Genomic DNA, 14,450 nt, shown 5'->3' on the forward strand with positions numbered 1-14,450 from the left:
AATGGGCAAAGATACGGCATCCGCTAGCGCATCAGGTACATTTTTCCGTAGCCGTTGGTAAAGAAGCGGTCGGTTTTATCGCTTTCAGCACTGAATTTCTCCAAGGATTTGCCGTTTAGGTTAGTAAGCACGCGGTACAGGTACACGCCATTCGCCAGCTTTTGTCCGTATTGGTCGGTTCCGTCCCATTTGAATTCGGTGATGTTCCTTCCGATGCGGAGCGGCCCCAGTTCTGCTTTGGTAATCTCGCGCACGATCTTACCCGTTACGGTAAGGACCTGTATCCGTATGTTTTGTGGTATTTCGCTGCCTGTTATCGTAAACACGAACGCCGTGGAGGTGGTGAACGGATTCGGATAGTTCAGCATATTGGAGATCATCGGTTTATTGTAGGTCTGGAACACCACTTTATATTCCAGGTTACCTGCGTTGTTCTCACTCCTGTCGGTCCCTTTCACCGTAAGTTCGTACTCTCCATCCTGCAACAAATGCGGCATGAATTCGAGCATGGCCGTATTGTCGGTTTGCGGGTCAGAAGGTGGTGTAAACCTGAGCGTATCGCCGTCCACCTTAAAGGTGCGCGTCCAGCCACCTTGTTCCATATAACGCAGGGTCACGGTTACCGCGGCGGTATCGCTTAACGGCATGAAACGGGCCTCGTCCTTCAGCTTGATGGTAATATTAGGTTTGGAAGAAACGATATCCTTATTGAGGATATGCATGCCATCGAAAGTAACATCCAGCAAAGGATTGGTTTCATCGGGCCGCACATAGAGATTCCTGTAAAGGAAATTATTGAAATGATGCTGTTCAGGTTGATCGTTGTCCGGATTCACTTCCAGATAGATCGTATTGGCGCCGGGATAAAGTTTGGTATCAATTACTGGTTTGAGTATGGTTGATTCACCTACTCGCAGAGAATCTATTCTTTCTGTGGCCAGTTGATGGGTATTGTTATTTCTGTCCACGAGCAGGAATTTCAGCCTTAAACTATCGAAAGGTGTCTGACTTATATTTCTGAACGCGATATTAAAGTCAACCTTCTCTCCCAGTTCCACGGTATCTTTTGTACTGAAATAATCTTTTGCCGACAAGGCTCCCTCCGGTACTTCTCCGTATTTAATCTGCCAGTATTTCAATTGCCGTGGTTCGTGATTAGTGGTTTCCTGTTGAGCAAGAACGAGCTTCAGCTTCGGATAAGCAGTAGGGTCTACAAAGTCAAGAGTAGTATCCTGTTCCAGTTTGGCGCTCTTATAAAGCAGGTCTTCAGAAAAATCATTTTTAATGCCGTAAAGCCTGAATTCGGACTGATCCACAGCCGCAGATCCATACGACGATCTCCAGTGTAAAGACTTCCATTCTTTGGCTGTTCCTGTTTCCAGCGCTTTGAGTGTACCATTATTTCCATGATGGGAAATGCTGTACCTGCTGGTAAAACTTTCAGCATTGTTTTTACCCACCCGCTGATCCACTACAGTAATATTTCCATCTTTATCTTTATCCAGAATGAACAGGAATGGCCTATTGCTGGTAAAGGAGTCAATCGTATTTATGCCTATCTCTTTAAACCGGCTGTACAGCGCGTCATCACCATAAACACTTACATCATTCTTCCAGTCGTTCACAAATATCGTGGAACCTGAGGTGGAGGGGGCCGCGTTCCAAATGGCAATTATCGCATCATTGTTTATGCTATCGAGGAAAGTTACAGCATCATGTCTTCCTGCGGCATTCTGGTGGTTGTAGTAATAAAATACGCCCACATCAATTCCATTTGCCGGGCATACCGGGTTTCTGCTTTTCAGTAACCCTGCGCTTCCAATACGCTGGTTCCGGATTTGTTTGCCTGTTTTCTTATCATAGGCCATGAATACAAGTGAATTCGCATAAGTTCCGCAATAACTCAGCGTTTTCACCACATCGTTGAGAAAAGTAAGCGGCGCTATGTTATCATTTACAAACAGAGTGGTAAAGAATTTAAACGATGTGATGGCTTCAGAAAAGGCAATTTTCTTTTCAGCATCATATTTTAGTTTTTCAGCCTCATTTTTCAGGAACTGGTAATAATGGGACTGGTTCCATCCTGTTTCAGAATCAGGTAGATAAACGAAGGAAGAAGTTGACCATTTGAACTCAGTTCCATCCTGCGGCACTACCGCTGTGCGCCAGTAATATACGGTACTGTCCAGCAAATTAACTGAAGGGTTGAATTCCAGTACACCACCCGCGGAAGAAACCTTTTGTTCCCTTAAAAGCGGGGAATTATACTGTTCCGTTGTGTCAATCTGCAGCACATATTCCATTTCCTTCCCGAAGGGATTGGAAGTGGAAGCAACAAACTTTTCCGGACGCTTGTTTACAATGGAGAACCTGTAAGGATAAACAGGTCTGGCTTCATCTTCATACACCACCACATCTTTCACGACCCTGTTGTTGTTTTCACACAATTCATCCGTGGTGTTTTCAGGATCAAGTTCAACTGTAACCTTGTTGAGTCCCTTGTCTCGTGTAGCGATAATGGGTACGGAAAGATAAATAGAGTCTCCTGCCGCAACGGGTTTGATCTTATCATAATAAAGTGTATCGGCCGTATTATCGGGCAAGGTACGGATCACCTTAACGAGGAGCGAATCGCCCGACATGTTTCCAATATTGTGCACTTTAATATCCAGTTCAAACCTGCTTTCAGCTATCGTAAGAAAAGAAGGGGTCACCTTTATGGAAGGTTCATCAATAGCATAGTCCGGCTTCGCGAAAGCGTTGAACTTTAATGCCGGATCGCCATGAATGGATATCTGCTCCGCATGCAGGCGCGCGGTGTAATCGTCCTGCCCTGCAACGGATATAATCCTTTCCATCGCATCTTTATGGATCAGGCCGAGAGAATTGCCATAATCCGTTTTCCCAATCATTTTATAGATGGCATCAATGTAAATATTAAGGTAGCTCACGATGCCAAAATGCGTACTGGCTACAAAAGCAATGGAGCCGCGTTGTTTGGAGAGGTTAAATTTTTCCGTGAGGGTTGATTTGGAAGTAAGGCGGGTGATATCGTAAGCGAAAAACCCTCCTGCATTGCAACCATTCACCAGGAATACCGGGTATTTGCCCTGGCTGTTGTAGCTTTCCGGATCATTAATACTGAACTCTAATATCGTTGCGGAAGAGTGCCCGAAATAATTCAGGATGCTCACACCTTCCTCAAAAAGTTTGCTGATCTGCAGTGTTGCCGCCTCCTGACCGATACCAGTGGTGGTTTTACAGAAAGTGTGCATTCTGGCGCCAAACAAAGAATCATCCAGCGTTTTCTTGTAGCCATTCATATAGTTGCACAATACAGTTCCCAGGTACTGATCACTTGCGCCCGTTACCTGCAACACGTTCTTCATCCATGACTTATCCGCGATATTACAGGAGGGTGTTTGTTGCGCCAGCTCATACTCCTTCACCTTTTCAAGATAATCTTCAATCTCCTGCGGCGTAATTACGGCCAACCTGCCGATAGGTGTTTCCGGGGTACCAATAAAAGTGCCCTCCGCTGAAAGAAAATTATCTGAACCCGGACTTCCAAACGTGGGAATCAGGTTTAATCTTTTTGCGTTGTCATTTTTTTGCTGGTCATAATAGGCATCATACAGTACGCCCCTTCCCATCAGCAACACAAATTTTGGTTTTACCGCGAACCTGGACCTGGCAAAGGACAAAAAGTTCTTGATGCTGGAAGGATGTTTATTAATCCCGAACGCGAATTGGTCCTCCAGTTCATGTATATCAATCACTATTGCATTGTGGTTGCCGCCAGCCGAAGATTTTCTGTAGTCACGGTAACGCTCAACCGGATTCCCCTGCGGACCATCATAAAGCAGCGGGTTAGATATTATAAGGTAATCTCCTTGTGCCGTTGAATTGTAGAAGTCCGTAAAATTTCGTTTCGTCATACCCTGGACCTGCCGGATATTAGCAGCCTGTTGCCCTACCATCATCAACGTCCGGGGAGTGGATGAAGGCGCGAGCATCACCTTAAATATATTTGGCGTGGCGTTATTCATTACATACCTTTTCCCGTTTGTAATATCATACAGTACAGGTGCGACACCTCCACTATTGAACTCCCTGATCTCCAGGTAATTTCCACTGGCGGATTCCGGCAATGAGAAATGAAAATTCAGTTGGTTTCCGAAACGAAACTCCCGGGGATAAGTAAGTGAGGTAAAAGAAACCACCATTCTATCAGTTGACACCTGTGATCCGTTCAAAATTTTTATGCTTGCTGTTCCGGAACTCAGGGAGGACGCCGGAATATTGCCCATGGTAAAGATGGAATCCTGCATGAAGTTCATCGCTTTGTCCAGCAGGTCCGTTGTTCCCAACTGTACTTTTACGTTTCGGGTGTTTAGAAAGTTCCCTGCAACACCAATTTTGATGGTTGCGGCAGGTCCGGATGTGTAGGGGGCCAGGCTTGAAAAAGACCTTAAAAGGCCGTTCGCATTATTGGAGATCACATTGCTCGACCAGAATTCCCCCTGGTCATAAGCGGAACTGTACACATATTCTCCAATCCGTGCCGCAAATCCCGGGTTAATTCTTGCTTTGTAAACAGTATCCACTGTGTGCATAAAATAATTCTCTTTGGGCACGGGCGGGGCGGCAACATCGTTGGCTACGGTTTCAAAACGTTTGTTGTTTCCCGCAGGGTTTACCGTAAGAAAAAACGCTGCCGAATCCGTGTACAAACTATGCCTGTCTGAATGCTGAAACCGTGCTTCCCTGTACAGTGCCCTGTCAGGTTTCCCATCGTTTCTTTCCCCCCAGAATTCCACATAATCCGTTGAAGCAGGCGTGCCTGTAGTGGTGGTATACAATGTAACTTCCTGCCCGTTCCGCCATAACTGAAGGTGCGCCATGGGAACGTTCTCCAGTCCTGCCGCGGCAAGCGACGCCTGGCTGATGCGGTAAAGCCCGCTTGACGCCACCTTGAATTTATAATAGGTTTTGTTATAATCGATCCAACTGTTGTTAAACTGACCATAGCCCGCCCAACTCAGTAAAACAAGAATAATGGTAAAGATTCTTTTCATGGTACGGCTCATTTTTCTTTTTTCTTCAGGTTGAACTTCAGCGAGAAGATATGCGTAAACAAAGGGTTTGACTGGTTTGCAAGGTTCGTGAACGCATAGTCGATATAAAAGTTATTCAACTTAAATCCCGCACCTATGGCCGGTTGATAGATCCACACTTTCTTTTGATTGAGGGTGTCCCCATCTGCGAGGGCCCGCTGAAAATTATTGATACCCGCCCGGATGCTGAACACATCCTTGTAAGTAGCTTCCAATCCGAGTTTCGGATCTGCACTTAAAGGATCACTGCTGATCACTGTATTTCTTCTTCCATCGAAGGTGAGGTCAATATTCGCTTCCGCCATCATGCTGATGGACTTGCTTATTTTGAAATTGTACCCTCCTCCGATAACCAGACGTGGCGCCGTGAGTTCGGTGGATTTAATCGGAATTTCATTGTTGGTGAGGTAGAGCACTTCTTTTTCCCTGTCGGTGAAAGTGAATGTCCAGGCGTTGAAAGTGGTCGTAAGGTCCCTTGCGGTGATCCCGAAGCGCCATTTCTTATCAATAACCTGGAAGCCGGCATCAATACCAAATCCCCAGGCGGTGGCAAAGCTCCCCACTTTCCGGTGAATGATTTTGGCGTTGCCCCCGAAACTTACCCTCCGCCCTTCCCTGGAAGATTTCAACTCCTGGGCCATGGAAAGCAAAAAAGCATAGTCTGCGGAAGAAAAGGTCTGGATGTTGTTGTAATTGATGGTTCCGTCCGGTTCCACCAGGAATAAGGTATTGGGAATATCATCTACCGCGAACCTGAGTACGGAGATGCCGATGGTGCGCTTATTGTTAGCTGTGGGAATAGCAAGTCCCGCGTAATCATATTTCCCGATGCCCGCGAAGTACTCGGCGTGCATGATACTGAGTTGCGGATCGTTCTTTACCCCCGTAAGCCCGGCCGGGTTCCAGTAACCTGCGGTCACATCTTCCACCCCCGCTACCTGGGCGCCACCCATCCCCAATCCTCTTGCACCGGCACCGATGTTGAGGAATTCGTTGGAATACTTGCGGAACTGGGCGAGCAAAGGCTTTGTTCCCGCCATAAATAGCAAGGCAATAATAAACGGTCTCAGGTATTTCATCCGGTCTTCTTTCAGAATAAGCATGATTGGTTCGGTTTCACAGGAAGGTCCTCTTTCATCAAAAGTACGAAGGAGCCCGGTTCCGGGATTATTTCCGACAAAATAAAACGGTATGGCCGCGCTTATATTGTGGGAAGGTTCACAGTGTTTTAACGGATATCACCCCCGTAAGAACACCGGTTATTTCCAAAATTAACACCGATCTGAACCTGGCGTTTTTCTTTGATCAACGCAGCTCCAAAAAAAGTATCTTTGCCCCGAAATTGTAGTTTTCTATTCAAAATGAATGCATTATGGACCTGGTAGCAGAACTCCGCTGGAGAGGAATGTTCCACGATATGACCCCCGGCACCGACGCCCAATTGAACAAGGAAATGACCACCGGCTACATCGGGTTCGACCCAACGGCCGACTCCCTGCACATCGGGAGCCTGGTGCCCATCCTGATGCTGGTGCACCTGCAACGTGCCGGGCATAAACCCATTGCCCTGGTGGGCGGCGCCACCGGTATGGTAGGAGACCCGTCCTTTAAGGCCGAAGAAAGGAAAATGCTGGACGAAGACGCCCTTCAAAAAAACCTCGCGGGCATCCGGGCGCAGTTGGAAAAGTTCCTCAATTTCGACCCGTCTCTTCCGAATGCGGCTGAAATGGCCAACAACTACGACTGGTTCAAAGATTTTTCCTTCCTCGATTTTATCCGTGTGGTGGGCAAACACATCACGGTAAATTATATGATGGCCAAAGACTCCGTGAAAAAACGGATCGAAGGCGACAGCGGGATCAGCTTCACTGAATTCACATACCAGTTGATCCAGGGCTACGATTATGTGTGGCTGAACAAACACAAAAACTGTAAAATCCAGATGGGTGGCAGCGACCAGTGGGGCAATATCACCACCGGAACCGAACTGATCCGCCGCATGGGCGGCTCCGACGCCTTCGCGCTTACCTGTCCGCTGGTTACAAAAACGGATGGCAGCAAATTCGGGAAATCCGAACAGGGCAATGTATGGCTCGATCCCGCAAAAACATCTCCCTTCCATTTCTACCAGTTCTGGCTCAACGCATCCGACGCGGACGCGGAGAAATGGATCAAACTGTTTACGCTCCTCGATAAAGCCACCTGCGAAAGCCTGATCGAACAACATAAGGCCGACCCCGCCGCCCGTCTTTTGCAGAAAAGACTGGCCGAAGAAATCACCCGCTTCGTTCACAGCCAGGAAGCGCTGGACGAAGCGTTGGAAACCACCGCCAAGCTGTTCAACGCGCAATCCGCCCCGGCTGAATCGCTCAGCGTAAGTGATCTCGAGGAGATGAATGGCATCGTGAAAATTGATTACGCCAGGGAAAAACTGGCAACAGGTATTGATCCGATCAGTTTCCTTGCTGAAACCGGCATCTTCCCGAGTAAAGGAGAAGCCAGGAAAATGTTGCAGAACGGCGGCATCAGTATCAACAGGAAAAAGATAGAAGACATGACCACTCCGGTAATGGAAGATATGTTGTTGCACAACACTTACCTGCTGGTACAAAAAGGAAAGAAGAATTATTACCTGGTGAAATTTTCCTGAACAAAGCAGATAACAGATAAATTAAAGGGTATGCATTTCAATAACGCATACCCTTTAATTATAAAGTCTTTAAAAATTGTTTTCGTTCCCGCTTACATGTCTTTCGCGATCTTCTGATAAGAAGTGGAAATTCCTTTGATGAGTGAAGAACTGAAACCCTGGTGTTCCATTTCGTTCAAACCGGCGATGGTACAGCCTTTGGGTGTGGTTACCTTGTCAATCTCCTGTTCGGGGTGTGTGTTTCTTTGCAACAAAAGTTCCGCAGCGCCTTTTACCGTTTGTGCGGCGATCAGGCTGGCGGTGGCGGCGTCAAAACCGATCTCGATTCCTCCCTGTATATTGGCCCGGATGTAACGCATCGCATAAGCGGTACCACAGGCACCCAGCACCGTTGCGGCATCCATCAGCTTTTCATCGATCACCACCACGGAGCCTAGGTTACTGAACAGGTTGTTCACGTGCCCGATCTGCTCGGTGGAAGCCGCGATATAACTGATACAGGTCATGCTTTCCTGGATAGCGATCGCTGTATTGGGCATGGCCCTGAAAATGGGGATTTCGTTCCCGGCAATCGCGGCGAGGTCCTTTACATATACCCCTGATATCACGGAGATGAGCAGGTGCTTTTGGGGATTGAGGGCGGATGTGAAACCGGAAAGTATTTCCTGATAATTGTATGGTTTTACCGCAAGTATAATAATGTCGGCTTCCGTGACAGCGGCCACGTTATCAGAACTGGTTTTTACCCCTTTCTCTTCCAGTGATTTTAACGTGGAAACATTCCGTTTGGTAACGGTAATATCGTAAGGCTGGGAGAACCCGCTTTTAATCAATCCTTCCGCTATCGCGGAACCAAGGTTTCCTCCGCCGATCACGGCTATTTTTTTGTAGGCCATAATTTTAATGTTGGATGTTGAATTAGTATTCTGTCAAACTTTATCATTCAAAAGTTGAAAGATTTCGGATGTTGGATTGCACTCAACGTTCAATCCAACATCCAAAATTCAACATTCAAAATTTATATCGCACTCAGCGCATCTTCCGCCACACCGCCGCCAATCACATTTTCCAGCGCTGTATCGTACAGGTTTTTCCAGTAGCCGATGTTGTTCCATCCTTCTCCGTTTACCCGGACTTCTCCTTCGGTAACGGTTCCCAGTTGGGAGAAAGCACAGCCTGTTGCGGTCAGTTCTTTTTCAAAAGCCGCACGGTTGCTCTCTTTCACGGACACCACCACCCTGCTTTGCGCCTCACCAAAGAGCGCCGCGTCTTTACGGAGGTCAGCAGGCAGTTGCACCGCGAAACCGAGGTTACGGTTAAAGCCGCTTTCAGCGAGGGTCACGAACAAGCCGCCTTCGCTGATGTCGTGCGCGGAATCGATCAGTTTCGATTTGATGAGCTGGCTGATGGCCTGCTGCACGTTGAACTCGTTTTCAAGATCGAATGCGGGAGCGGGAGAATATTCCACACCGCACACTTTATGCAGGTATTCAGAAGAATTGATGTCGTTCGATTGATGGCCTACCAGGTAGATATGATCGCCTGCCGCTTTGAAATCGAGGGTCATCTTTTCGTCCATGCTTTCGAGCAGTCCAACCATACCGATGGTGGGTGTCGGATAAACCGGTCCATCAGGGGATTGGTTGTAGAAGCTCACGTTTCCACCGGTAATCGGCGTTTCAAACTTTTCGCAGGCCGCGCCCATTCCTTTGATGGCGTACACGAACTGGTAATATACTTCGGGATCATAAGGGTTACCGAAATTAAGGCAGTTGGTCACACCAAGTGGAAGCCCGCCACTGCATACAATATTCCGGGCCGCTTCTGAAACGGCGATCATGCCGCCCACATAGGGATCGGAGAATACGTAGCGGCTGTTACAATCCACGGTAACTGCCAGGGCCTTATTCGTTTCTTTCACCAATACCACCTGCGCATCGGAAGGTGAATTGGTAGAGGTGTTCCCGGTGCCTACCATGCTGTCGTACTGGTGGTAGATCCATCTTTTGCTGGCGATGTTCGGGATCGTGATGATTTTTTCCGCCGTGGCCTTCAGGTTGGAAGGTACCGCGATGGTATCGGGATTGAACGCTTTTACTTTTTCGAGGTAAGCGGGTTCTTTGTATTCGCGGGTATAAACGGGTGCACCGCCGCCCAGCACCATACTTTCAGCGGGCAGTTCGGCTTCCAGTTCACCGTTCATATAGAAACGGAGGATACCGTCGCCGGTTACTTCCCCGATCTCGGAGCAGGGCAGGTCCCATTTTTCGAAGATGGCGGTAATTTCTTTTTCACGACCTTTCTCCACCACCATCAGCATTCTTTCCTGGCTTTCAGAGAGCAATAACTCCCATGCCTTCATATTGGCCTGACGTGTAGGTACTTTCTCCAGGTTGATTATCATACCCACGCCGCCTTTGGCGCTCATTTCAGAAGTGGAGCAGATGATACCGGCAGCGCCCATATCCTGCATGCCTACCAGTCCGCCGTTCTGGATCACTTCCAGGCAGGCTTCGAGCAGTTTCTTTTCCTGGAAGGGATCGCCCACCTGAACAGCGGGGAGGTCTTCAATACTGTTTTCCGTGATGTCGGCGGAAGCGAATGCCGCGCCGCCCATACCATCCTTACCAGTAGCGGAACCTACGATAAACACAGGATTCCCCACCCCTTCAGCGGTTGCGGAAACCGTTTGACCGGCTTTCACCACGCCCACACTCATGGCGTTCACCAGCGGGTTGGTATGGTAGCATTCTTCAAAATATATTTCACCACCAACTGTGGGTACGCCGAAACAGTTGCCGTAGTGGCCAATGCCGTGTACCACACCCGCGAGCAGGTGACGTGTTTTATCTTCTTCGATGTTGCCGAAGCGAAGGCTGTTCAAAGCCGCGATGGGCCTGGCGCCCATGGTAAAAATATCACGGTGGATACCACCTACCCCGGTTGCGGCGCCCTGGAAAGGTTCAATAGCGGAAGGGTGGTTGTGCGATTCAATTTTGAAAACAACGCCCCAGCCATCGCCGATATCCATCAGGCCGGCATTCTCTTCTCCGGCTTCTACCAGCAAACGTTTGCCTTTGCGGGGAAGGGTCTTCAGCCATTTGATTGAATTCTTATAACTGCAATGCTCGCTCCACATCACGGAGTAAGCGCTGAGTTCCGCAAAATTGGGGGTGCGCCCGAGTATTTGCTTGATCATTTCAAACTCTTCCGGACGGATGCCGAGTTTTTCGGCTACACTGAGGGTAATTTCCATATTAATATGCGAAGGATGTTAAAAGAAAGCGCAAAAGTACAAATAATACAGATGGGAAATACGCCGTATCTTTCTTGCTTTGTATCTTTTATCCAGGCTCAGTTATGCACATCGCGTTCGTTCATCCGCACAAGGCTTTCTTACCTGAACTTACCGCATATACCGGTTATTTCAGCAAAAAGGGGTGGAAGACTTCCACCTGGCATGTAACGGACCAACTTCCCCATGATGTTACCGTGGAATGGCGCATGATGGGTACGCATTACGCCGCCCGGCACCCCAAACGCATACTTATCCATGAGTATGCTTCTCCCTCCATGCCTCCATTCGCAGTCCTGAAGAATACGCTGAAAGGCTGTTTTAATACAACCCCTGACCTGCGGATTTTCCAGAATGAATACGTTCAGCGCTCGTTTACCTTCAAAAAACAAACACCTTCTGTCTTCAGAGACATGGGCATCCCCGAAAGCTGGCTCGCGGAAAGTCCCGCAGTTCCTCCGCTACATGACTTTATATATGTAGGCAGTGTGGAGAAAAACCGTGCGATCCCCCTCCTGCTCGACCGGTTTACAACTGCATTAAAAACGCATACTTTATTGATCGTAAGCCGGGATTATGCAGCGCTTCAAGAAAAATACAGGCATGCCGCCAATATCCGGTTTACAGGGCCCGTTTCCCCGGCAACACTACGGGAACTTATACTCCAGGCTGCTTTCGCCATCAATTTCATTTCCCCGGTGGCTCCATTTAACCAGCTTACGTCCACAAAATTCCTGGAATATGCCGCCTGCCAAAGGCGGATCATCACTACGAATTATCCCTGGATACAGGATTTCCAGCAACAATATGGCGGAAACTATTTTTACCTCGACACAGATCTGGAGAACCTGACCTGGGAAGCTGTAAACACTTTTAAATATGCCTGCCCGGAAGATATGCGGCCATTCACCTGGGAGCAACGGATCAAACAATCGGGAATAGAAAACTTTTTAGAACGATTTTAGATTAAAAATTTTTATATACAATCATTCATTCAAGGGTTTGGTGAATTTTTTCGAACAACTACACCATAATCACCACAATACAATAGAATTTATTAAAAATTCAGCCTAACGAATGTTATTTTATTGGTTTTATCTGTCAAATGCCTTTGATTTGCATATCAAAATTTGTATCAATGTCATTACGATTCCAAGCACTAAACTACCTGTCTGTTGACAACAACGAGACTTCGGTTCCCCCTTCCCTGAAGGTGACTTCCATTTTCGGTGAAAATGTTTTCACCCTGGAAAAAGCACGCTCCTTCCTGAGCGATGAAGGCTACAAAAGCCTCGTGGCCTCTATTAAAGGCGGTAAGAAAATCGACCGCAACATGGCCAATCAAATTGCTGCCGGCTTACGTCAATGGGCCGAATCCAAAGGCGTAACTCACTATACTCACTGGTTCCAGCCCCTTACAGGCACCACCGCTGAAAAGCACGATTCCTTCTTCACCCTGAAAAGTGATGGTACCGCTATCGAAGAATTCGACGGCGCGGCGCTGATCCAGCAGGAACCTGACGCCTCTTCTTTCCCCAACGGCGGTCTCCGCGCTACTTTCGAAGCACGCGGTTACACGGCCTGGGATCCATCTTCCCCCGCATTCATCATGGACATTGGTACCGGTAAAACACTGTGTATCCCTACCGTGTTCATCTCTTATACCGGCGAATCACTGGACTACAAAGCGCCCCTGATGAAAGCGCTGGAAGCCCTGAACAAATCCGCTGTTGAAGTTTGTAACTATTTCGATAAGAATGTAACCAAAGTTACCCCTACCCTCGGTTGGGAACAGGAGTACTTCGTAATCGACGAAGCATTGTTCAATGCCCGTCCTGACCTGGTACTCAGCGGACGTACCGTTTTCGGACACTCCCCCGCAAAAGGCCAGCAACTGGAAGACCACTACTTCGGTTCTATTCCTGAAAGAACTTACGCATTCATGCGCGATTTCGAACAGGAGTCCTATAAACTGGGTATTCCCCTGCGTACACGTCACAACGAGGTGGCCCCCGCTCAGTTCGAGTGCGCCCCCATCTTCGAAGAAGTGAACCTCGCGGTTGACCATAACACCCTGCTGATGGACGTGCTGGACCGCGTTGCCCGCCGCCACCGCCTCCGCGTGCTGCTGCACGAGAAGCCTTTCGCGGGCATCAACGGTAGCGGTAAACACAACAACTGGTCCATGGCTACCGATACCGGCGTTAACCTGCTGGCACCCGGTAAAACACCGAAGACCAACCTGATGTTCCTGACCTTCTTCGTGAACACCATCAAAGCCGTACACGACTATGCCGACCTGATGCGCGCCTCTATCGCTTCCGCTTCCAACGATTTCCGTCTGGGCGCCAACGAAGCACCTCCCGCCATCATCTCCGTATTCACCGGCCAATACCTGAGCAAAGTACTCGCCGATATCAAAGAAAGAGTAGGTGATAAATTCGATGAGCAAGACGAAGCCATCCTGAAACTCGACCTGCACCGCAGCATTCCTGAAGTAATGCTCGACAACACCGATCGTAACCGTACTTCTCCTTTCGCATTCACCGGCAACAAATTCGAGTTCCGCGCCGTAGGTTCTTCCGCCAACTGCGCCAACGCGATGACCGTGCTGAACACCATCATGGCTGAAACACTGAAAACCTTCAAAAAGGATGTGGATGCCCTGATCGAAAAAGGTGAGAAAAAAGAGATCGCCATCATGCACGTGATCCGCGAGTACATCGTTGCTTCTGAAAAAGTATTGTTCGAAGGCGACGGTTACAGCGACGACTGGGAAAAAGAAGCCGAAAAACGTGGCCTGGAAAACATCAAAACCACGCCAAAAGCGCTGGATGCCATGGTTTCCCCCAAAGCGAAAAAACTGTTCGAAAGCAATGGCGTTTACACGCATCCTGAACTGGAGGCCCGCCACGAAATTGAACTGGAAAAATACATCAAGAAAGTACAGATCGAAGCGCGCATCATGGGTGAAATGGCTACCAGCCTGATCCTCCCCGCCGCTATCAAATACCAGAACACCCTCCTTCAGAACGTAAAAGGCCTGAAAGAAGTTGGTCTGGACGCCGGAACTTACGGCCCGCAGAAATACATTCTTGAAAAAATATCCTCTCACATCGCTATCATCAGCGATAAAGTGGTGGAAATGATCGAAGCCCGCAAAAAAGCAAACGCGCTTACGGATACCCGTGAAAAAGCGATCGCTTATTGCGATGAAGTTAAAGGCAAATACTTCGATGTAATCCGCTACCATGTTGACAAACTGGAACTGATGGTAGACGACAAGGAATGGACACTTCCGAAATACCGCGAACTGTTGTTCCTGAGATAAAAATGGTACTGACTTGAACAAATGAAGCCTTCCCGTTTCGATGGGAGGGCTTTTTTT

The 14,450-nt window shown here is 48.2% G+C and carries 7 protein-coding genes; 3 read left to right on the forward strand and 4 right to left on the reverse strand.

Annotation, left to right across the window (positions count from 1 at the left end):
* Window positions 1-23: 23 nt before the first annotated feature.
* Window positions 24-5,078 (reverse strand): C25 family cysteine peptidase, encoded by a 5,055-nt coding sequence (locus tag M4J38_RS01395; protein ID WP_251757730.1) that lies wholly within the window; start codon window positions 5,076-5,078, stop codon window positions 24-26.
* A gap of 8 nt (window positions 5,079-5,086) precedes the next feature.
* Window positions 5,087-6,220, reverse strand: coding sequence for a PorV/PorQ family protein (locus M4J38_RS01400; protein WP_251757731.1), 1,134 nt, complete (start codon window positions 6,218-6,220; stop codon window positions 5,087-5,089).
* A gap of 269 nt (window positions 6,221-6,489) precedes the next feature.
* On the opposite strand from M4J38_RS01400, the gene tyrS reads away from it, so the two are divergent.
* Window positions 6,490-7,767, forward strand: a complete 1,278-nt coding sequence (tyrS, locus tag M4J38_RS01405; RefSeq protein ID WP_251757732.1) for a tyrosine--tRNA ligase — start codon at window positions 6,490-6,492, stop codon at window positions 7,765-7,767.
* Window positions 7,768-7,859: 92 nt separating this feature from the next.
* Here the strand turns inward: tyrS and proC are convergent, their stop codons facing one another.
* On the reverse strand, window positions 7,860-8,663 hold the full coding sequence (gene proC / locus M4J38_RS01410) for a pyrroline-5-carboxylate reductase (protein WP_251757733.1): 804 nt from the start codon (window positions 8,661-8,663) through the stop codon (window positions 7,860-7,862).
* A gap of 122 nt (window positions 8,664-8,785) precedes the next feature.
* Window positions 8,786-11,023, reverse strand: a complete 2,238-nt coding sequence (gene purL / locus M4J38_RS01415; protein WP_251757734.1) for a phosphoribosylformylglycinamidine synthase subunit PurL — start codon at window positions 11,021-11,023, stop codon at window positions 8,786-8,788.
* A gap of 104 nt (window positions 11,024-11,127) precedes the next feature.
* On the opposite strand from purL, the gene M4J38_RS01420 reads away from it, so the two are divergent.
* Entirely contained in the window at window positions 11,128-12,027 is a 900-nt protein-coding gene (locus M4J38_RS01420; RefSeq protein WP_251757735.1) for a glycosyltransferase, read from the forward strand.
* A 173-nt stretch (window positions 12,028-12,200) separates the two neighbouring features.
* A complete protein-coding gene (locus M4J38_RS01425; RefSeq protein WP_251757736.1) occupies window positions 12,201-14,393 on the forward strand; it encodes a glutamine synthetase III in 2,193 nt (730 codons plus the stop codon).
* Window positions 14,394-14,450 lie beyond the last annotated feature (57 nt).

The organism is Parasegetibacter sp. NRK P23, assembly GCF_023721715.1.
Classification (GTDB): domain Bacteria; phylum Bacteroidota; class Bacteroidia; order Chitinophagales; family Chitinophagaceae; genus Parasegetibacter.